Origin of the sequence: Paenibacillus pini JCM 16418, assembly GCF_000576305.1 — a bacterium.
GTDB classification, from domain to species: domain Bacteria; phylum Bacillota; class Bacilli; order Paenibacillales; family Paenibacillaceae; genus Paenibacillus_AQ; species Paenibacillus_AQ pini.
This window is the reverse complement of record NZ_BAVZ01000005.1, coordinates 248,956-268,748: the sequence shown is the minus strand read 5'-3', so window position 1 is coordinate 268,748 and position 19,793 is coordinate 248,956. Positions and strand designations below refer to the sequence as shown.

Sequence of the window (19,793 nt, the reverse complement as noted above, 5' to 3'; positions counted from 1 at the left end):
CGCTCCCGTTAATCCTGTAACTCCTGTTATACCGTTAGCGCCCGTCCCACCCGTCGGACCTGTCGCTCCCGTTAATCCTGTCGCCCCAGTTGCCCCTGTGACACCTGTCTTTTTTGAGAGCCCATTACAACTTAAAGTTCCATAACATGAACATGCACTAGTAGATGAGCTCTCTACACATGCCCTATTGGATTGGGAGTTTCCACAATACATACAGATAAGCTCCTCTCTTTGCAAAAAAATGATTAACATGATGAATCGGCATCATGTTCTCCCACAATTTTTTATACTCCGACAAAAGAAATGACGACCCTCAACGTTCCTTTAGTTAATGTCTATTACTAGTAAATGAAATTTCCTTGTTATTGCTTGTACTCCAGCCTTTTCTTCTAAAAACAGTAGATCTACACAAAAAAAGAGTTCCCGTCGTCTTCAAAGAAGACACAGAAACTCTCTTATTGCCAATCACACGACTGCTATACCCTCAAGCTTTTTTAAGAAATCAATGTTAGTTAAATACGACAGTCTTATTTTCGTGAACCAAAATCCGGTCCTCAATATGCCATTTCACAGCTCTCGCCAAAACGACACGCTCGATCGTGCGTCCGATACGTTTAAGCTCCGTGACATCATCACGATGGCTTACTCGCTGCACGTCTTGTTCAATAATAGGGCCGCCATCCAACTCCTCAGTTACATAGTGTGCCGTGGCTCCAATAATTTTCACACCGCGTTGATAAGCTTGAGCATAAGGCTTTCCACCCACAAATGCAGGTAAGAACGAATGATGTATGTTAATGATTCGATTGCGGTAATGCTCAATAAATGTTGGCGAAATAATCTGCATATAACGAGCAAGGATAATCACATCAATATCATTTCCTACAGCCTCCAACTGCATTTTTTCCGCTTGTTGCTTCGTTGTTGCCGTCACCGGAATAAGATGATACGGGATTCCAAACGATTCTACATATTCCTTCATATCCGGGTGATTGCTGACTACCATAGCGATATCCGCATCCAAATCACCAGCTTGCCACTGCCATATGAGCTCCACTAAGCAATGATCTTCCTTCGAAACGAAGATGGCCAGTTTCTTTTTACGGCTGACACTATTAATTTGCCATTCCATGGAGAAACGATTAGCTACACCGGTAAACTGTTCTTTCAATTCAGGCAATTTACGCTCTAACTGAACGAGATCAAATTCGACCCTCATGAAGAACATTCCACCTGATGGATCCATCGTATACTGGTCAGATTGCACGATATTCGCACCATGCTGGTGTAAAAAGTGCGACACTGCCGCTACAATTCCGGGACCGTCTGGACAAGAAATGAGCATCCGGGCACGGTCTTGATATGGTTCTGATAAAGCTTCATTTGCTTTTTTAGCGTGAATATCCACGGAACGTTCCCCCTAAACTGATTTCTTTATATACATCAAATATGCAGAAAAACATATACAGAAAATAGAACAAAAAAAGATTAGCCCCAAAACTCCTTGCCAGCGAACCAAGCGATTAGGCGTTGGTTGATCTGTTCTTCTTTTAACTCAGGGAACAAATTGGCTTCCATAACCATATCGTACAGACGCTCCATCGGTTCACGGGGATCAGCCTTCTTGGCTTTGGCATCATTCTTAAGGATATTCCATACATCGAGCACATATTGACGTGAATCGATATTTTGTTCTGCAAAATAGGAAGCGAGGCCTTCTACTTGTTTGCCGAAATCCGGACCAAATCGCTCAGCCGTGTTGCCACGCAGCAATGCAATCTCGACCTCATACATCGGACGTTGGGTCTTTGCATCTTTACCAATCCAAGGTGTTTCCAGAATAAACGGCTTACCTTCAAGCTTGCTATGATGAACCACTCGGTTAATAGTGTCAAAACCTATCCAGCCCGCACCAATCGGTGTATGGCGGTCTTTTCCTGCACCGCGTGGGTTCTTACTATCATTGATGTGTACGACGCCGATACGGTCAATGCCGATCAGTCGATCGAATTCTTCAAGTACCCCATCTAGGTCATCCACAATGTCATACCCTGCATCATGAATATGGCATGTATCCATGCATATGGTAAGACGCTCGTTGTGTTTTACCTTCTCAATAATGCTAGCTATCTCTTCAAAAGAACGCCCTACTTCTGTGCCCTTCCCCGCCATAGTTTCTAGCGCAATATGAACATCGGTTTCATCCGTGCCATCAAGCACTTCGTTTAGACCATCTGCAATACGCTGAATGCCATATTCCGGGTCCATATCTGTATACGCGCCCGGATGAAGAACAATGTTCTTAACCCCAATTGCATGAGTACGGCGGATTTCTTCCTGCAAAAAACTAACTGCCAGCTCATACGTATTAGGCTTGTACGAAGCCAAATTAACGATGTACGGAGCATGAACTACAATCTCTTCGATTCCGCTCTCTTGCATTAACTGCTTACCTTCATCCAAAAACATGGATTCGATCGGTTTACGGCGCGTATTTTGCGGCGCACCCGTATATATCATAAACGAACTGGAGCCATAGCTGTTCGCTTCATTTGTTGCACTTAACAAACCCTTGTCCGAAAAGGACACATGGGAACCTATTTTCAACATTATCCATCCTCCTCATTGTGAATTAACCCCTATTTTAGCGTGTATACTGAAATAAATCTAGAAATGCGTTATAATTCATGAGGAAAGGCTTTAAACCATGAGAATAATCATTGAGGTGAGTATAAATATGTATACTTTGCTAACACCACGCCTATTATCGACCGCACCTGCGAATTGGTTCATGAACTCTATTTTCGTGTGGGCAATCATTATGCTGATTGCTATGTGTATCGGCGGATATTTTATGATGCGTAAGTTTTTAAAAGTCCTTCCTAAAGCGGATGGTAAATCCAAACTGGACTGGCAGAACTATTGGGTTGAGAGAAGCCGTCCATTATGGACTGATGAATCCAAAACTTTTTTAGACAGTCTGGTCGTACCTGTACCGGGGCCCTTCCGTGACATAGCAAAGCATTCCATTGCTGCTGAGATTGGTAAAATAGCCGTAGAAAGCGGTGCTTCAGAAGTTAACCGCGACCATTGTATAAAAGGCTACATTGTGGCAACACCTAAAAGAGACAATAAATTTTTGATTGCCTTCCTGAAAAAGAAGCAGATCGATTACACGCCATACAAACAGTACATGGAAGAATAGTTCGCTAAGAAACATAACAAAGCCCCTCGCAAGAGGTCAAATTGAAGAAATGGTTCATTTCGACAGTCTGATCGCACGCACGGGGCTTTTATGTTTTACTAAAATATAGAGGAGGCACATTATGAAAACAGTCATTTGCGGAGGCAGCGGCTTTATCGGAAAAGCGCTGTCCTCATTCTGGTTAAATCAAGGACATGAGGTCATTATCATTGGGCGCAACCTTCCTACAGCTAAAAGTTCAGACTTCAAACTACAATATTACACTTGGGATCAATTCAATGCTCATCCAGAATTGTTAGAAGGCACCGATGCTCTCGTTAATCTAGCAGGTGCTTCACTTAGCCAACGATGGACGTCAAAGGGCAAGGAAGCTATTATCAGCTCACGCATGATCACAGTATCGAATGTTGCTAAACTAATTAGCGCACTGAAACAAAAACCCGCAGTCGTAGTCCAAGCTTCAGCAGTCGCTATATATGGTACTTCACTTGTTGCTACGTTTGATGAAACCAGCCCCGAAACGGTGAACGATTTCCCTTCCTCTGTCGTACAGAAATGGGAAACAGCTGCAGATAAAATAAGTGGCGTTAGATTAGTTAAGCTGCGTGTCAGTGTTGTACTGGGAAATGACGGAGGTGCCTTCCCAATGATGAGACTGCCATATAAGCTTGGTGTAGGCGGCCGAATCGGAACTGGGCGGCAATGGATGTCATGGATTCATATCGATGATATCATTCGTTTAATCGATTTCTGCGTGAATACTCCATCGATTTGTGGACCCGTTAATGCATCTGCCCCAGAGCCGGTAACCAATGATGAGTTTGGACGTACCGTTGCTTCAGTCTATCATCGACCTCATTGGTTCCCTGTTCCCACCTTTTTAATGAAGGGGGTACTTGGAGAACTCTCTCTCATTATCTTGGAAGGACAGCGGGTCATTCCAGTTAAGGCACTTGAACATGGTTTTCAGTATACTTACAACACATTAAAGGAAGCATTAAGGGAATTGAAAGATAATAGCTAACAAGTCTTAAACAATATACGGCTGGTGATGGTATGCGTCTAGGATATAGCTAAGAGATTGGGAATGCTAAAGTATAGCTAGGCAACTTGGTGAGGCTACGATACGTGATAAGTATACGTACCTTTAACAATGGTAAATGTATCGCTATCGTTTAATTTATACTCTTTGTATGGAATCATGGGCTCGCCAAGCAGAATTGTACCATTCTTTGACCCAAGGTCTTTGATCATATAGTTTCCATCAGGCCCCTTCGACAATTCAACATGAGCTCGTGAAGTACCAGCGGTCTGCTCTATGAACTGGGCCACTTCGTCAGAACGACCAATAATGAAGTGAGGTAAATTTAGCTCGATACGAGACGTGGGTGGTTGTCCATCTTCAGATCTTTCTAAATAGATTAATTTTTTAATCATCCCATGTCTATAATCACTCGAATTGGGTTTCTCCAGCGGTTGCAGCAGTACAGTCGCATTGCTGGATGAAGGATTCAACATTTCTGTCTTCTGGCCCAACTGTGAATAATAGTCCTGATTATCCTCTTGATTCAAGAAATATGGATGAATATCCTGATTATAATTACTTTGAGATGTTGTAGACATAGGATCCACCTGATTCCAGCTTGAATATTCTAAATTTTCTCCCTCTCTCCTATTTTGTCGAAGAACGCTCTCCACTCGCTGTGATGGCTTCACTGAAGATTTTTGGGAAGAAGGCTGAGAATAATCCATCTCTTCCTTTTGGGGAAAAGTCCACTTCCAATTCGATTTGCTTATATGATCTACGTTAGTTTCGTGGTCATGATCGAACAACCTCTTCCTTCCTCCGCCTAAGTAACCTGTCAATTTCTCAACTTGAAAGCGCGGTTGGCGCTTTTTTTTCTGATCTTTAAAAGCGTTATCCAATTCACCAGTACCTAGAGAAGCAAGCTCACCTGATACAAGATTACGACTAACATGGGGAAGTGAAAATCTCCCACTCCATCCTATCCATGCCGAACCTGCTAATAAAGCTGTCAATAACATACAAATAATTAATCTACTAGTACTGGGACTACTCATGTATATCAGTCTCCAAATAATAGCCGCAGCGAGTAAACTACCAAGTAAGATATAGACCTTACTTTTAGAGGGCTCTTGGCTTCATCATCATCCGGATCTGTCCCACTAATCTGGTATGCTCCGTTGCTAAAAAGATCCTGTCCCCATACAGAAGAGGATTCACGATCAGGAACTAACTTCTGCTGAATAATTCCTTCGCCGCGATCATGTTGATGCTGTTTAAGTCGATGATTCTCTTGTAGTTTATTCGATTTACTGTTTAATTTATCTTGATGATCAGTATGCTGAATCTCATCACGAAATGATTTCCTAGTATATTGCTGCTTACTTACATCTATAGAATTGTTCTCTATTATCGGTTCACGACTTGCCTTATTGGGTTCCTCTGAGTCCTCAGTTAAAGTAAGTAAGCCCAGTATCAGATCCTTAAAACCTGTCACAGAAAAAGTATCCCCACTTACGAACTGTAGTAATTTCTGAACCCCTGCCCCTCTTAATTCACTCACGGATGCCATCATTCGAGTGATTAATTCCTTAAGCAAATTTGATAATGATTGGTCATAAACTAAAGATTCAACAGGAACATAAGTGAAATAGAGTTTACCAGACTGTAGCGTACCTTCAATAAATATATAATCCTCATGTAAAATATACCGCTCTGCATTTAGCATATACAGCTTGCTGTTCTCAAGTAACACCGCCGTTTGTAGTAGTAAATGATAATACTCATTCATGCTGATCTTGTTGCTTTTCAGCATATGCGAGAGCATCTTTTTATCGCTAATATCGTACTGAAGCGTTACATATAAATCTAACTCCTTTATACGTAGTGGCAAAAAATTAGGTATTTTGGAAGCCGTAATCATACCAGCTTGAACCATACTTATATCACGAGAATGGATACCCTGCATTCCTCCCAGAACCATATAAGTACCGCCATTTTGTTGGAAATCTCTCGTTAATCCAAACAATTCCTATCACCTCATCCTAAAACATACTTTACTTCAACCGTTACTTAGAAAATAAGTAAATATATATCCCGGTAATACAGCCAACATAAACGGAAAATGTAATTGATCTTTAGGATTTCCTTTTAAAAAATGAAAGCTGCGGAATATGAAAAAACCTGCTAAACCCCCAGCTACTTTCTTAAACCGACTCAGTGTTTCTCTGCGCCATAATAATATAAATAGACCAATAATCCCTGCAAAAATAACTGAATATATGATGCATTGGAGTGTAAAAAACGTACCCATCCAAGCCCCTAATCCACCAAATAACTTAACATCACCAGCACCTACTGCTCCGATCCAATACATCACAAGAACAATCATGAACCCCACAACCAATCCTTTGCTAGAAAATGATACTCCAACCCAGCCTTGATTTAATCCTTGAAACATAATGCCACTGATTATCATAAAAACAGTTAGTTTATTTGGAATTTTCATCGTTCGGATATCACTTACAAAAGCTATGATTAAGCATAAAAAACATCCAACAAAAGCTAAATCCATATGCTACCTTCCCTCTCAATAACGGATTATCTTTTAATAACTGTAAACATAACTTCACTTCTTTCACCTTCTGCAGTCGTAACCACAAACGGCCATGTTCCTGGGGTTGTATTTGTACCTACAAACCATTCCCATTCGATATAGCCTTCAGCATCTGCCTGTTGTTCACCCAGGTACTTGGCCGTACTTGAACCACTTTTATAGAATACTGACAAATTAGCTGTTGAATTAGGCGCTATTTTAGCTCGAACCTTGGTTCTTTGTCCGACAATTGCAGGATTAGGCTTCTCTAATATCTCAAGGACAACGGATGGAGTCCCATCGTGACCTCCTAGTCCATCCGATGAATCTTCATCTGTTTGTCCAATCCATAATCTTTCCTGGGCTTTAGCCTGCAGAACGATCTTTTTATTTAACAGGGGAATCTTCCAAGGCATTTCATAACTGACTTCAATTGCAAAATAGGGATCCGTTCTTGTTTTGAGATTGGGTACCTTAATATTTGATACATGAATTCGATCATAGTTAAGAATGCTATCTTCCATAAAAGGTTTAAGTATTGGCTTTATGACCGGATCAAGCGCTGCCTCCGATACTTGGGTCTTGAGGTCTTGAAGAGGTTCATCAGCTCTGGATACCGCATCCTTCATCCACTGATTTAGAGGTGTGGGAAGAGAATCGGTATACTGGGCAGCCCAATCTGTGAGAGAGAGCTTAGGTATGGTCCAGCTGCCCTTCTGTTTGGAGTCTCCCTCACTTTCTTCAGATGAATCTTTTTCTACCGCCAAAGCTACGGGATACATATGGGATGAAACCATTTTAACGGTGTCCGAGGCCGTCGTCTGTAACGCTGTTGAGTATAATGTCATTTGTACAACATAAATCAGGAAAATAATAAAGAAGATAAATAAGGGCAATACCATCGAAGCCTCTAAAACCATACTTCCTCGTTCACTAAAGTTGCGACGTCCTTTTTTCTGTATGAAAGAATTAATAAGAAAAATCCGCTTTTTTTGTTGCATAGTAACGGCTTCCCTCCACCGTATCTGGACTGGAGCCGACATATCTAACTGCCTTCATAACACCAGGCAGAAACCAAAGCCTCATTCCTATTCTGACTTCGCCCGAAGCATAGGTGGGTGACTCAGCAGGATTGATACCCGTATTCATCCGAATCAACGCTAACATCCGCGACATTTTTTTATTGTTGTTACTGTGAAGTAGTAAAAACAACCTTAAATAATCTCGGTATGTAATTTGTACCTTCATATATTTTGACAGCTCAATAGAACCCTTCTCGCATAACATGATCATATCCGTGATTGCCATTTCGATACCATATAAAAGAGCTGAAGCTAGAATAAGTAAGGGATTCCCGAGCTTACTAAACTCTATAAGTCCCTCCAAAGTTCGAATCGCAAGCCTTGCTGCAAATATCTCGGCATATGCTGCTGAGATATTACCTACAGGATTGTGGAAGCCATATAAAATGTATTCCAGCTCCTGGTTATTCACACTTAGTTGATCTGCTAACGCATCCCCAACAGATGATTCAGGATTCTTCGTCACTCCTGTCAGATTACTCAAATCAAAATGTGGGAAGTAAAGCGCAGCATATTCATTCTGTAGAATTTCATCTTTGAAGCCCGACATAATGCCTCCCATTGCACCATATGCTTCGTCCATATTATCCATTGCCGATTTACCTGCATCATAGGGATCGTTATCTAAGTCTGCTCCTTGATAATTTCCGGCCTCTGATTGTTGATTGAAGGTCATGTTCTCATCAAAGTACTGTTGTAACGTCTTATACTCCGCTAGATGTTCCTTAGCTTTTTCGCCGAGTTCATTAATACTCTTTAAGATTTTTGCTGCATCCTTTAACTTAGCCTCACCCTGCTGTTCCTTTTGCTTTCGTTCCTTATCCGCACCTCGATGTTGATTCAACTGCTGTGCCTCCTGTTGAAGTTTATTACTGGGTCCACTGGTCGAGTAAGTCATTAAGTACTTATCCACTGTACTTCGCCCAAGTATAATCGTTTGCTTCATCTGACTCGCATTTGCTGAAGTTCCTGAATATCCACTTATCGCAGAAATAACACTTGTTAATTCGTTGATAACTGAATTAAATTTCTGTGCTTGATTGTCTATTTCTTGCTTAAGACCATTTAATAAATCTTCTGAGAGCACCAATGATTCTGTTTGTTCACGAATTTTCCGTATCATTGCTGCTTCATCACCAGAAGGATCTGGCTGTGCTCCAATTACGGATCCGACAGAAACTTGATTGTAACCTTGGGATTCGGGTCTACGATTAGACTCCGCAATAACCTTTTTCATTTTCTCGTTATTATTGTTCGCTACTTCCCATAGCTGTTTAGCTTCATCTAGTAGTTGCGGATGCTCGGCTTGAATAGATCTTTGTTTATACTGTAAACCTATATACAGCGTAGAGGAGCCTCTGAGGTAATCTTTAATTTCATCAGTGTATAGTTTATCCTCATTAGCTGCGCGCTGCCTATCCTCATTGTATTTGCTCACATAATCGTTATACTGTGCAGCAATGTCTGCCGTTGATTCAACACTTTTGTTACCTAGCGATTCATCGGCAATATAAGTTGACTGTGGGTTCATTAAAATGATAGGAATTTTATCCGCACCTTCTGCTGCCTTTCTCTGTTTAGCTAGCATCGCATCTAACGCACCATTTCGCTTCTCATAAAGTTTCTGCAGCTTTGTTAGTTCATCAACAGCGTCCGATGCTTCTTTCATAGGTGAAGATAAAGGCTTAAACTTCCCCATTACTTCAAGTGTAAAATCAATGGGTGCCTTGTACTTCATCTCTTCTCCAATTTCGCGATTAAAAATCGTATACTCACCTAACATACGATCCATCTGAAGAGAGGAAGAGTCTAATTTTAGAGGAATTAGATTAAAGGCATCACTTCGTACCCCCTTGTCCATACTCGCGTTCAGTACCCCCGCCATAATCTGATCTCCGCTACTACTCCCAAAGGCAAATAAACCATATTTTTGCTGTAATTCAGGATCATAAGAGGACATAACCGAACGAATAGCAGCCCTAACCAAACGCTCACTTTGAACCTTCATGGCAGCGATCCGCGAATAGTCAATAAATATGGCGACGAAGGCAAATACAGCTGCCAAGATAATGATTAAAAATACAGATACTGAACCCCGTTCGGATCGGTTCTTGCTAAACATCCGGTAACCCCTCCGTCGAAATAATGAATGAAGAACTGTCTTTACTTTTTAGTAGGTACGTTTTTCCGTAAAATGCTTGATGCGCTTGCTTGATCCGTCGTATTCCCACCGTCCCCCTTAAATTTGGAGCCATAGTATCTCATTAAATCTATATTACGTATGAATTCAACCGGATCTACGACAAGAGCTTTCGATTGTGTAACCAGCCTCGCATCATCTTTGGTTTGAAATATGGGTAGAGATATTCCCTTATTTAAATTAACTATAATATTGCGTTGTATCACTGAATTCTTATATGTCATAGATCCTTCTATTGACCCGGTCACTACGGATGCCGATCCCCTTAATTTACTGGAAGATAACGATCCACTCTCCCCTATTGAAGTGGGTAAGGCAACCAATTCCTGATTCGTGGAAACAGCCCAACCAAATAATGTGCCAAGCAAATGATCATCCGTCACTCGCCAATATAGTGAGTCATATTGTCCCTTAGCATATTGACCGCTTACAGCGTCTTTGTGACTATTATCCCAGCTATAGGCGGAGCGTTCAGCAGTTACAGAAGCCATCTGATGAAGCATGCTTTGCTGGTAGATATATACACCGAAGAACATAAGAATCATAGTGATAAACAAAACGATAGGCATCACTAAGGAAGCTTCAATTGTGAAACTTCCCTGACTAGATGTTAGCTTACTTCGTAAATTCTTCACTTTTAGAGTTCATACTAGCAATCAGCTTGGTGATCAATGCCATAATCTCCTTCTTAAATAGTAGAGCGATAATCAGAATAACAACAATAATAAGCAATAACTCAAGTGTTCCGAGGCCTTCTTCTTCCTTCCAAAAACTCTTCATTCTTCCCCATACCATATTTATCATCATTACATCCTCCTAAAAATTCATCATTAGAAATGCTGGTGTACCCACTAAAACAACAACGACCAGAAAGATAACTACCATTGGAAATACAAGCTTTGAAGAGGCTTGTTCACCCCTTGTCCTTGTAATGGATTTTCTCTTCTCCCAGAGAACTCTCGATAAATCTGTTAAAGCCATGACGAAATCATTTCCCCCTCGGCGGAAGTTAAGTAACACCGTCGTAGTAAATACGGATACTTCCTGAACTGCACACCGTTTACTAAAATTCTCAAATGACTGTTGAAAAGAATATCCCCCCTCCAAATCATCCGTCATACGGATCAGTTCACGATATAAGGATGATCTGTATCCGTCTTTCTACGCTCAACGCAGTGAGCAATCGCCTTCTGAACTGTTTCCCCAGCCCCAACAAGTAGAACAATTTTGCTCAGTAACTCTGGGAGTTCCATCAATATGTCCTGATCCCGCTTTTGAACCTTGGTATGTAAATCCCTTACCATAGACAACGGAAGAATAACAGCTAATATGACACCTAAAATCATGCCGAAATTGCCACCAAGCATAAATGTTAGTACACAGCCAGTCATAAGTAAGATCCAGCTGTAACTAATCATTTCCCCTACATATAGCATTGTTAGTTCAGCACTTAAGCGATTGCCATAAACCTTCTGAATGGAGCGCTGTATCTTAAAGAAAAACATAGGAAATCGCGCCATTATTCCAAACTTATCCAAAATACTAAGTATGGGAGGCAAAAACGGTCTTAAACGTATCCCCTCCATTGGTAGTTTAGTAATACGTCTGTACTTGCTACCCGCTTGAGCATTTAATAGAACCCAGCTCCCAACTAATACAATCAGCAATATGGCAGCCATTATCTTCATGAAGCAACCCCAATCAAACTTTGATGTTCATAATTTTGGTAATCCATATGAAACACACACCAAAACCAATAAGAGAGAACGTTGAAATAACCATACCTATACCGCTATACATGGGCTTCATGTAATCTGCCGATGTTAAATTCATGAATAAAAGTAGCAGAATCGGAGCAGCTAGCATTGCCTTTGACTCAAACTTTTTCTGGGCAATCAGCACCGCAATCTCTTGCTGAATATCAAGCTTTTCACCGATAATCGATGAAGTACGGCGTATAACTTCAACCAGATCTCCGCCTGTTCTCTTACAGGTTGTGAATACATCTGCGAAATTCGTAATGTCCTCCATACCTGCCCGCTTACTGAAATCTTGAAGAGCATCTTCAATTGGCTCACCGTATTCCAGTCTGGTGCATATAATGCCGAGTTCAGTAATTAAATCATTTCTAGCTTCAGGATCTAGCATCCGCAAATCCTGTATAGCTTCCCGAAATCCGTTCTCTACGGATCTACCAGCCGATAAGGAAGAAGATAATGAATAGAGAGCTTGTTTGAAATGTAGATTCATAGAGGCCTTTCTGCGGTTCAACATATGCTGTCTCCAAAATTTTGGAACAACGACTGCTCCCGAGGCCAGAATCATCGAGATTATCCAATGATGATAGAATAAATAGCCTATGCCGAAAAATAACGCTCCTCCAAAGCATATGCATTGTAACTTTTGCCTTGAGCTAAGTACGTACACACTATAATCAGGAAGCCGTGAACGCATAACCTTCTCGGTTGGAGTCGACACCAGTTTATTATTGCTGCGATGCTTACGGGAAGGATCAGAGCTAGCTTTAACTACTTCCTGTTTTCTCCTCAAGCTTTTCTCATCCTTCTGTCTCGTTTGGTTCCCAAGCTTCAATTTTTCACCTCCTCCACTCCCATAGGAGCTGATAGGACATCCCCGCCATTCGCAACTTTTCCTGATTTCTAAGAGCATTACCACTTGGCTGTAGGTCCCCAATTACCTTTCCAGCGGCTTCACCAGTCTCCTCAAAACGATATAGCGGATTAAGCAGTACCTCACCATCCTCCATGCCAACCACTTCACTAATTTCAGTTACTCGGCGTGTTCGATCCCGCAGTCTAGATAAGTGAATAAAAATGTCGATAGCGAACTAATCTGTTGTCTAACTACAGCTACAGGTAAATCAGCACCGCTAAGTACCATGGTCTCTAGTCTACTGATCATGTCACGAGTGCTATTAGCATGCCCGGTAGACAATGATCCATCATGGCCAGTATTCATTGCCTGTAGCATATCCAGCGCCTCGCTCCCCCGTACCTCTCCTACTACAATGCGATTAGGTCTCATCCGTAGTGATGAACGGATTAGATCGCGAATTGCAATTTCACCACGACCTTCCGTATTTGCATTACGGGTTTCCAGTGATACCAGATTAGGAACTGTAACGATCTGTAACTCTGCTGAATCCTCAATTGTAATTACACGTTCATCAGGAGGAATGTACTGAGATAACGCGTTTAGAAACGTCGTTTTCCCCGAACCCGTACCCCCACCTATGAAAATGTTATACTTGCTTGCAACTAGCTTCTGAAGGAAAACGGCTGCTTCTTCATGCAGGGCCCCCCTACGAACCAAATCTTCCATTGTCATTGGCGATTCTGGAAACTTCCGAATGGTCATGGTAGGCCCTTTCAGTGCAATGGGTGGAAGAACGATATTCACCCGTGACCCATCTTTGAGTCTTGCATCCACAATAGGTGAAGACTCATTTACAACCCGGTTGACTCCAGAGACAATCATTTGAATGATATCCTCAAGCCGAGTCTGCGATTCAAACTGGAGTGCGAGACGTGATACTTGGCCGTTTTCTTCTATAAAAATATCCTTGTGGCTATTAATCATAATTTCAGTAATAGAAGGATTGTCTACCAATGGCTGTAGGATATCCAAGCCACGGAATGAATCAAATACTCGGCGGACTAGCGTTCGTTTCTCTAATGCCGTTAGCTGCTGTAAACTACTACGCCCAAAAACCGTCCGTTCAATAAACTTCATGAGCTCGCGATTCTCAAGGGCGGAAGTTACATCTAGACCAGATCTAATTTCATGCCGCAATTCTCGGAACAATTCCTCATCCATATGAATGTACCTCGAAGCGAACTACGAACTCATCCCCAAGCAAATGTCTACATAACTTCTGTATATCCCGTTGATAAATGGGAGAGCTGAGCAGCAATTCTTCATGACTATTCTGTTTCCATGAAGGGATATACGGAAGAACTCCATCAATATCTGATATACATGATGGCAATTCATTTACCAAATTTCCTACATATCGATTAATCACAAAGCTGCTCTTGGATCTTATATCCTCAAAGAATGAGGGCTCCGTTCGCTCTAAATAAGAGAACCATTCCTCATGCTTATGCATATTGATCAAATCATCGAGCATGACCCAAACCAACCGTCCGCTCTTCTCGATAACTGTCTCGGTACGATTATTCATCCCCGAATCCGTATCAATGATCACAACATCATAAGACCCGCTGTCAGTGATACAATCTAGAAGCTCATTCGTTTCTGATTTCCCGAGCTGTAATAACTCTTTTAGGTTCGTCACACATTCGAACAAATCGGCTTTGATATCGGAGTGATGTACAGTGAAGGAAGCAAGTGAAACAGGTTCAGCCTCCTTATCCTCCTGTGCAGCCTTGAGTTCGTATAGCAAACGAGGAAGCCCTTGAGCATCCTCTACATTCCTTCCCTTCCTGGGGAATATAGCGCTACTATTGATCATCTCAAGATTGAGATAAAATACAGACAATCCAGCGTTTCCTATTTGCTTAGCAAGATTAAGGGCTGCCGTTGTTTTGCCACTTCCCCCCACAGCGGAAACTACACCTATTACTTCTGTCTGCTTATCTTGAACATTCCTCCTCGCCGATGGAAGTTTAGATGAACTTCGGCATACGTTAAGAATGGAAGTGAGTAACTCAGGTAATGGCTGATATTTAGCAAGTGCAAGACCCTTAAGCTTTGTAGGTTCGCCATTACTAAGTATCATCCATATACAATCATTTGTAGCACCTTCCTCCTGCAGCCTCCAGGCTTCTAAAAAAGAAGCTCCGCCACTACAGCATCTGGCCTTTCATCACTATTCATATAGTGGATAAATGCCTCTGTTTTGGTAAAGGCGGATATTCGCATCTTCTCTCCATACTCAGTTCCATTCACATAATCCAACAGAGGTTCCACATACTGTATCTCCTTTACCGCAAGAACAATTTTTAACGGAACCATACAAATCCCCTCCCGGTTATGAAAACAAAAAAAAGCACCGTTTAACAACCACTTATTCGCGGTTGTTAAACGGTGCTTCCGTTCATTCATATTTACTTAATTGCAATTTATCATATCTGTTCTGCAAATACAATACAATTTCTGCAAAAATTTAGGTGTTATTATTGCGGCATTATCCACACAATCATACAAATACGTATAAAGAATGAACGATCTCCTTCTTTAAGACTACGTGATCAGGTTTAACCTCAGCAACAGTTCCACGACTTGCCCCCCGTACGGTTTCAACAACTACATCTTTACCAATAACGGATTGCAGTACTTGAACAACAAATGGATCTACAGGATACACATATTCCGAAGGGATAGACGATGTTTGATTCACGCTTATAACTCCACCTTTCCATATTAACCATCACCTTGATAAACATATGCCGGGTGGTGCATGAATATGAAAGGCTTCTCTTACTATAAAAATCGATCCCGAATCTCAGGAGTCGGCAGCATACATTTATCTTCTTTACCAAACCAGCGGTATCGGTTACGTGATACCCACCTATATATTCCATTTCGTAGGAACCGGGGTATGATCACAAGTCCATAGAGGATTGGCCATGGCTTATTTAAATGTTTTACCATCCTTAAAGCTGCCGTTGAGCGCGTGTAATACTGGCCATCTTCAATGAGAACGAACGTATCTAGCACATCAGCTTGCAATCCACCTTGCTTAAGTAAACTTTGACCCATATCCGATTGTAGTGAAGCAAATTTAAAATATCCAGAAGTATCCCTACGAATAATAAATTGGGTTAAACCCTGACATAAATTACATACACCATCCATTAGTACAATAGATTGGCCTGATGGGCCTTGAACTGGATTTAGATTGTTATTCATACCAATTGAGCCTCCCCCACCTAAATATAAGAAAAAAGCACGGGATTTGCTCCCGCACCTGTATCTCGTGGCCGAATGTATTACTCGGCGATTGCCTTATCGAACCATTGGTGTTCTTCCAACTGTTGTTCCAACTCACTTTTAAAGCTCTCCATGCATTTGCAAATGAAATCTTTGCGACATACAGGGCAAGGAGTCTTCTGCAACCGGCTGATGTTAGTCATTTTCCACTCCGGAAAACGATTAAAGAACGCACGGCACTCCGTCCCGTCGGCCAGGTTGATAATGAACTCATACAATCCTTCTTTGTCATTGCTGCTGGCTTTTCTCACGTTCGAAATCATCGGTTTGTAAGACATTTGCATCACCCGTTTTTTTAAATTTCTTGCCCCGATCTAAACCCGTAACAAGTACTTAGACATCTTAATGAATTTTAAACTTCATGTCAACACGTTGTCCATACAAGTCCCGGATTATACCTTCCGTATCCCAAAAGCAGCCATATCTTTGATATTGTACCTATTCACCGAATAATATATCCAAAACTGTGCTTAGTTGCCCATTTTTTTTGCTTTCAAGAATATCCGGATTAAATATTTCTACATATCCACAATGCTTACAAGAAACAAATAAATAGTGAATATGCTGAATATCAAACATCTTACTAATTCCTGCACCCGTCATGGATATTTCACGAATATCACATAGCTTGGTGCTACACTTTGCACAAACAAACCGCTCTTCCATGGCATCCTGTACGCTCATCTCTTATACCCCCTAAGCTAATTAAGCCTTGCTAGGTTTAAAGTTACAGCTATTCTATATATGAAGTCATAACGAATGATGTGTAAGATAAGTGTACCTTTAACCAGCTGTATGTAAAAAGCCGGCGCAGGCTTGTATGGCCTACACCGGCGCTTTGAAATTATAAATCCGTAAAACAGAGTCTATAACTTCTATACTACATTGAGTTCGACATCAATATTTCCTCTTGTCGCTTTAGAATACGGACAGAAATCATGAGCTTTCTTAGCTAAATCCTCAGCTTGACTACGCTCGATTCCTTCGATTTTTATATCCAATTTAACAGCTAGACGGAATCCACCATCTTGCTCATCTTTACCAATCATTACATTAGAAGTAACCTCAACATTACCTAAGTTGACGCCTTCTTTACGTGCAATATTAGCCAAGGCACTTTCATAACAGGCACCATATCCCGCCGCAAACAGCTGCTCCGGATTGGTTCCGTTACCTCCTGGGCCACCTAATTCTTTTGGCATACTGAGATCATGCTTCAGGACACCATCAGAAGATGTAACTGAACCTTCACGTCCACCATGAACTGTCGTTGTTGCTGTGTAAAGAGCTTTCATTTCCATCGTCTCCTTTTTCCTGAGAATAACTCAATCTTTATTTATTAAAGCTGTTTTCTTCTTTTGAAACTACGATGTACAGAAATGATGATTTACAAAAGAATACGGTGGTTAATATTGCGTGTTACAAAAAAAATTGTACTCTTACATAAAAGTTTCCCTAGACAAACATATTTGTACGAGTACAATGTATATTAAATGAAAAGCTTTTAGAACATCCTAAAACTGACTACTTGATCATTTATATTTCAAGATTAAATTATAGTAAGGTGCGTGATTATATGAAGAACTCCGGCATTGTGCAGCCTAACGAGAGGAAGTCGCGGAATAAACCGGAGGAGCGTAGCTCTTTATCCGAACTTAATCGTTCAATGAAGGTGCCTACCCATGGTTCTACATTTCGAAAATTTCTCGCTTTTATTGGCCCCGGATATTTAATAGCTATTGGCTACATGGACCCAGGCAACTGGGCAACTGATATTGTAGGTGGTTCCCAGTTTGGTTACTCCCTGCTTGCCGTTATTCTTATCTCCAATTTAATGGCCGTATTACTTCAATCCTTATCTAGCAAGCTTGGCATCGTAACGGGTCACGATCTGGCCCAAGCATGCCGCAACCAATACAGTAGACCCGTCAGCATCGGACTTTGGATTCTCTGTGAACTCGCTATTGCCGCCTGTGATCTAGCCGAAGTTATCGGTTCAGCCATTGCTTTGAAGCTGTTATTCGGTATTCCTATTTTGTATGGAGTACTCATCACTGCTGTAGATGTACTGCTCGTTCTTCTTTTGCAAAAGAAGGGCTTTCGCACCATTGAGATACTAATTATGGTCTTGGTCGCTACGATTGGCCTCTGCTTTACCATTGATTTATTTCTAGCAAAACCCGATGTAGGTGGCGTGTTTTCGGGATTTATCCCAACAGCAGATTTGTTCCAGAACCAACAGAAATTATATATTGCAATCGCGATTCTCGGTGCAACCGTTATGCCTCATAACTTGTATCTGCATTCATCTATTATCCAGACTCGAAATTATGAGAATACGTTTAAAGGGAAAAAGGAAGCCATCAAGTTCGCTACTTGGGACTCCAGCATTGCCCTAACCATCGCTTTATTTATTAATTCGGCTATTCTCATCGTCTCGGCAGCTACCTTCCACAAAGCAGGTATGACATCCGTAGCTGAAATCAGTGATGCATATCATTTGTTGACTCCCCTGCTCGGAACAGCACTAGCTAGTATCATGTTTGGTGTGGCGCTGCTTGCTTCTGGTCAAAGTTCAACACTGACGGGTACTCTTGCTGGACAAATCGTTATGGAAGGATTCATGGATATTCGCCTTCCTTCTTGGTTACGCCGTTTAGTTACTCGTCTAATTGCGATTATTCCAGCCGTCATTGTAACAGCAATTGCTGGAGAGAGCGGTACGGAGAAATTGCTTATTTTCAGCCAAGTTATTCTTTCCTTACAGCTTCCATTTGCTGTGATCCCTCTCGTTAAGTTCACAAGTGATAAGAAAATTATGGGGAAATTCGTAAATCCATTATGGGTCAAAATACTTGCTTGGTTCGTGACTGTCGTCATCGTTATTCTAAATGTATTCCTGATTATTCAGACGATCAGAGCTTAGGCGTTAACGTTGAATCATCATCCCGTATAAATAGAAAAGCCTTGAAACTCATCATGTTCATGAGTTTCAAGGCTTTTTAACATTAGTCGATCTTATTTACTCAGCTCCGTCAGAGCAAGGTTTAGTTTAAGCACATTAACTCTCTCTTCACCAAATACACCTAAGTCACGGCCTTCCGTATATTTTGTTACTAGTGCTTTCAACTGATCTTGGGAAATGGTACGTAACGCGCTGATACGCGATACCTGTGCAAGCGCAGACGCTGGTGAAATATGAGGATCTAAACCAGATCCTGAGTTGGTAATCAAATCTACTGGAACCTGACTAAAGGGTACTTCTGGATTCTCCTTTTTCCATTGTGCTACAGATTCTTGTACGCGCTTGAGTAGTTCCGGGTTCGATGGTGCATAGTTATTTGAACCTGACCCAGCAGCATCATTATCAATGCTCGATACACGGCCTTGAAAGAAAGAAGGGTCCTTAAAAGATTGTCCGATGAGCTCTGAGCCTACTACGTTACCGGAGCTATCCTTGACCATACTCCCATTGGCTTGGCTTGGAAAGATTAGCTGGGCTAATCCAGTACTTACAAGCGGGTATACGATACCGCATACCACGATAAGCAGCAGGCTTGAGCGCAAGGCTACTGCCCATATGGAACCATTCGATTGTTCATTCGATACCACCGATGTTTTCATTGTATCTCATCCTTTTTCATCATCTCTATTTCATATCTCTATAATCTCTATTTCATATCTCTATTTTCTCTTTATCATTTCAGCTA

At 41.4% G+C, this 19,793-nt stretch carries 21 protein-coding genes and 3 pseudogenes; 3 read left to right on the top strand and 21 right to left on the bottom strand.

The window, feature by feature from the left end:
- The 3 genes and pseudogenes from JCM16418_RS26335 to JCM16418_RS10340 all read right to left on the bottom strand — a co-directional run.
- Positions 1-213 (bottom strand): annotated as a pseudogene (locus JCM16418_RS26335) (hypothetical protein); the annotation flags it as partial.
- Between the two features lie 295 nt (positions 214-508).
- Positions 509-1,408: a formyltetrahydrofolate deformylase gene (purU, locus tag JCM16418_RS10345; RefSeq protein WP_036648343.1), complete on the bottom strand. Its 900-nt coding sequence runs from the start codon at positions 1,406-1,408 to the stop codon at positions 509-511.
- 80 nt (positions 1,409-1,488) lie between these two features.
- Positions 1,489-2,610, bottom strand: a complete 1,122-nt coding sequence (locus JCM16418_RS10340; protein ID WP_036648340.1) for a deoxyribonuclease IV — start codon at positions 2,608-2,610, stop codon at positions 1,489-1,491.
- Between the two features lie 127 nt (positions 2,611-2,737).
- Here JCM16418_RS10340 and JCM16418_RS10335 point away from each other — a divergent pair, with 127 nt between their 5' ends.
- A complete protein-coding gene (locus JCM16418_RS10335) occupies positions 2,738-3,205 on the top strand; it encodes a DUF2621 family protein (RefSeq protein ID WP_036648339.1) in 468 nt (155 codons plus the stop codon).
- Positions 3,206-3,326: 121 nt separating this feature from the next.
- Positions 3,327-4,229: a TIGR01777 family oxidoreductase gene (locus JCM16418_RS10330; protein WP_036648338.1), complete on the top strand. Its 903-nt coding sequence runs from the start codon at positions 3,327-3,329 to the stop codon at positions 4,227-4,229.
- 95 nt (positions 4,230-4,324) lie between these two features.
- Here the strand turns inward: JCM16418_RS10330 and JCM16418_RS10325 are convergent, their stop codons facing one another.
- The 17 genes and pseudogenes from JCM16418_RS10325 to JCM16418_RS10250 form a co-directional block, all read right to left on the bottom strand.
- Positions 4,325-5,287 carry an FHA domain-containing protein gene (locus JCM16418_RS10325; protein ID WP_036648337.1) on the bottom strand — a complete coding sequence of 321 codons (963 nt, stop codon included), beginning with the start codon at positions 5,285-5,287 and terminating at the stop codon, positions 4,325-4,327.
- 5 nt (positions 5,288-5,292) lie between these two features.
- Positions 5,293-6,258 carry a DUF6382 domain-containing protein gene (locus JCM16418_RS23700; RefSeq protein ID WP_052020190.1) on the bottom strand — a complete coding sequence of 322 codons (966 nt, stop codon included), beginning with the start codon at positions 6,256-6,258 and terminating at the stop codon, positions 5,293-5,295.
- Between the two features lie 33 nt (positions 6,259-6,291).
- Positions 6,292-6,804: an A24 family peptidase gene (locus tag JCM16418_RS10315; RefSeq protein ID WP_036648335.1), complete on the bottom strand. Its 513-nt coding sequence runs from the start codon at positions 6,802-6,804 to the stop codon at positions 6,292-6,294.
- Positions 6,805-6,830: 26 nt separating this feature from the next.
- The gene (locus tag JCM16418_RS10310; protein WP_036648334.1) at positions 6,831-7,826 is read right to left on the bottom strand and encodes a pilus assembly protein; all 996 of its coding nucleotides are present in this window, start codon (positions 7,824-7,826) and stop codon (positions 6,831-6,833) included.
- A complete protein-coding gene (locus tag JCM16418_RS10305; protein ID WP_036648333.1) occupies positions 7,795-10,029 on the bottom strand; it encodes a hypothetical protein in 2,235 nt (744 codons plus the stop codon). The genes JCM16418_RS10310 and JCM16418_RS10305 overlap by 32 nt, the downstream gene beginning before the upstream one ends.
- A gap of 41 nt (positions 10,030-10,070) precedes the next feature.
- A complete protein-coding gene (locus JCM16418_RS10300) occupies positions 10,071-10,742 on the bottom strand; it encodes a TadE family protein (RefSeq protein WP_036648332.1) in 672 nt (223 codons plus the stop codon).
- Positions 10,723-10,914 carry a Flp1 family type IVb pilin gene (locus JCM16418_RS10295; RefSeq protein ID WP_052020189.1) on the bottom strand — a complete coding sequence of 64 codons (192 nt, stop codon included), beginning with the start codon at positions 10,912-10,914 and terminating at the stop codon, positions 10,723-10,725. The genes JCM16418_RS10300 and JCM16418_RS10295 overlap by 20 nt, the downstream gene beginning before the upstream one ends.
- A 9-nt stretch (positions 10,915-10,923) precedes the next feature.
- A pseudogene (locus JCM16418_RS10290) lies at positions 10,924-11,795 on the bottom strand (type II secretion system F family protein).
- Between the two features lie 13 nt (positions 11,796-11,808).
- Positions 11,809-12,561: a type II secretion system F family protein gene (locus JCM16418_RS10285; protein ID WP_052020195.1), complete on the bottom strand. Its 753-nt coding sequence runs from the start codon at positions 12,559-12,561 to the stop codon at positions 11,809-11,811.
- A gap of 142 nt (positions 12,562-12,703) precedes the next feature.
- A pseudogene (locus tag JCM16418_RS10280) lies at positions 12,704-13,944 on the bottom strand (TadA family conjugal transfer-associated ATPase).
- Positions 13,937-14,869, bottom strand: a complete 933-nt coding sequence (locus JCM16418_RS10275) for an AAA family ATPase (RefSeq protein WP_052020188.1) — start codon at positions 14,867-14,869, stop codon at positions 13,937-13,939. The pseudogene JCM16418_RS10280 and the gene JCM16418_RS10275 overlap by 8 nt, the downstream one beginning before the upstream one ends.
- A 47-nt stretch (positions 14,870-14,916) precedes the next feature.
- The gene (locus JCM16418_RS23695) at positions 14,917-15,105 is read right to left on the bottom strand and encodes a hypothetical protein (protein WP_052020187.1); all 189 of its coding nucleotides are present in this window, start codon (positions 15,103-15,105) and stop codon (positions 14,917-14,919) included.
- Between the two features lie 184 nt (positions 15,106-15,289).
- Positions 15,290-15,490 (bottom strand): DUF2642 domain-containing protein, encoded by a 201-nt coding sequence (locus JCM16418_RS10270; protein ID WP_242403777.1) that lies wholly within the window; start codon positions 15,488-15,490, stop codon positions 15,290-15,292.
- A gap of 83 nt (positions 15,491-15,573) precedes the next feature.
- Entirely contained in the window at positions 15,574-16,002 is a 429-nt protein-coding gene (locus JCM16418_RS10265; protein ID WP_036648330.1) for a thiol-disulfide oxidoreductase DCC family protein, read from the bottom strand.
- 80 nt (positions 16,003-16,082) lie between these two features.
- Positions 16,083-16,361: a hypothetical protein gene (locus tag JCM16418_RS10260; protein ID WP_036648329.1), complete on the bottom strand. Its 279-nt coding sequence runs from the start codon at positions 16,359-16,361 to the stop codon at positions 16,083-16,085.
- Positions 16,362-16,521: 160 nt separating this feature from the next.
- The gene (locus JCM16418_RS10255; RefSeq protein WP_036648328.1) at positions 16,522-16,767 is read right to left on the bottom strand and encodes a zinc ribbon domain-containing protein; all 246 of its coding nucleotides are present in this window, start codon (positions 16,765-16,767) and stop codon (positions 16,522-16,524) included.
- A 191-nt stretch (positions 16,768-16,958) separates the two neighbouring features.
- Entirely contained in the window at positions 16,959-17,378 is a 420-nt protein-coding gene (locus JCM16418_RS10250; RefSeq protein WP_036648327.1) for an organic hydroperoxide resistance protein, read from the bottom strand.
- Positions 17,379-17,659: 281 nt separating this feature from the next.
- On the opposite strand from JCM16418_RS10250, the gene JCM16418_RS10245 reads away from it, so the two are divergent.
- Positions 17,660-19,009 carry an Nramp family divalent metal transporter gene (locus tag JCM16418_RS10245; RefSeq protein ID WP_036648325.1) on the top strand — a complete coding sequence of 450 codons (1,350 nt, stop codon included), beginning with the start codon at positions 17,660-17,662 and terminating at the stop codon, positions 19,007-19,009.
- A gap of 92 nt (positions 19,010-19,101) precedes the next feature.
- Here JCM16418_RS10245 and kdpC read toward each other — a convergent pair whose 3' ends face one another.
- On the bottom strand, positions 19,102-19,707 hold the full coding sequence (gene kdpC, locus JCM16418_RS10240; protein ID WP_036648323.1) for a potassium-transporting ATPase subunit KdpC: 606 nt from the start codon (positions 19,705-19,707) through the stop codon (positions 19,102-19,104).
- Between the last annotated feature and the right edge of the window lie 86 nt (positions 19,708-19,793).

What these genes read in the sequence shown, in the direction of transcription:
- JCM16418_RS10245 (WP_036648325.1), top strand. Translation starts at nt 17,660, where the DNA reads ATGAAGAACTCCGGCATTGTGCAGCCTAACGAGAGGAAGTCGCGGAAT.
- JCM16418_RS10330 (WP_036648338.1), top strand. Translation starts at nt 3,327, where the DNA reads ATGAAAACAGTCATTTGCGGAGGCAGCGGCTTTATCGGAAAAGCGCTG.
- JCM16418_RS10310 (WP_036648334.1), bottom strand. Translation starts at nt 7,826, where the DNA reads ATGCAACAAAAAAAGCGGATTTTTCTTATTAATTCTTTCATACAGAAA.
- JCM16418_RS10340 (WP_036648340.1), bottom strand. Translation starts at nt 2,610, where the DNA reads ATGTTGAAAATAGGTTCCCATGTGTCCTTTTCGGACAAGGGTTTGTTA.
- JCM16418_RS10275 (WP_052020188.1), bottom strand. Translation starts at nt 14,869, where the DNA reads ATGATACTTAGTAATGGCGAACCTACAAAGCTTAAGGGTCTTGCACTT.
- JCM16418_RS10265 (WP_036648330.1), bottom strand. Translation starts at nt 16,002, where the DNA reads ATGAATAACAATCTAAATCCAGTTCAAGGCCCATCAGGCCAATCTATT.
- JCM16418_RS10260 (WP_036648329.1), bottom strand. Translation starts at nt 16,361, where the DNA reads ATGTCTTACAAACCGATGATTTCGAACGTGAGAAAAGCCAGCAGCAAT.
- JCM16418_RS10255 (WP_036648328.1), bottom strand. Translation starts at nt 16,767, where the DNA reads ATGAGCGTACAGGATGCCATGGAAGAGCGGTTTGTTTGTGCAAAGTGT.
- JCM16418_RS10250 (WP_036648327.1), bottom strand. Translation starts at nt 17,378, where the DNA reads ATGAAAGCTCTTTACACAGCAACAACGACAGTTCATGGTGGACGTGAA.
- JCM16418_RS10285 (WP_052020195.1), bottom strand. Translation starts at nt 12,561, where the DNA reads ATGCGTTCACGGCTTCCTGATTATAGTGTGTACGTACTTAGCTCAAGG.
- kdpC (WP_036648323.1), bottom strand. Translation starts at nt 19,707, where the DNA reads ATGAAAACATCGGTGGTATCGAATGAACAATCGAATGGTTCCATATGG.
- JCM16418_RS10335 (WP_036648339.1), top strand. Translation starts at nt 2,738, where the DNA reads ATGTATACTTTGCTAACACCACGCCTATTATCGACCGCACCTGCGAAT.
- JCM16418_RS10295 (WP_052020189.1), bottom strand. Translation starts at nt 10,914, where the DNA reads ATGATGATAAATATGGTATGGGGAAGAATGAAGAGTTTTTGGAAGGAA.
- JCM16418_RS23695 (WP_052020187.1), bottom strand. Translation starts at nt 15,105, where the DNA reads ATGGTTCCGTTAAAAATTGTTCTTGCGGTAAAGGAGATACAGTATGTG.
- JCM16418_RS10305 (WP_036648333.1), bottom strand. Translation starts at nt 10,029, where the DNA reads ATGTTTAGCAAGAACCGATCCGAACGGGGTTCAGTATCTGTATTTTTA.
- JCM16418_RS10315 (WP_036648335.1), bottom strand. Translation starts at nt 6,804, where the DNA reads ATGGATTTAGCTTTTGTTGGATGTTTTTTATGCTTAATCATAGCTTTT.
- JCM16418_RS10325 (WP_036648337.1), bottom strand. Translation starts at nt 5,287, where the DNA reads ATGAGTAGTCCCAGTACTAGTAGATTAATTATTTGTATGTTATTGACA.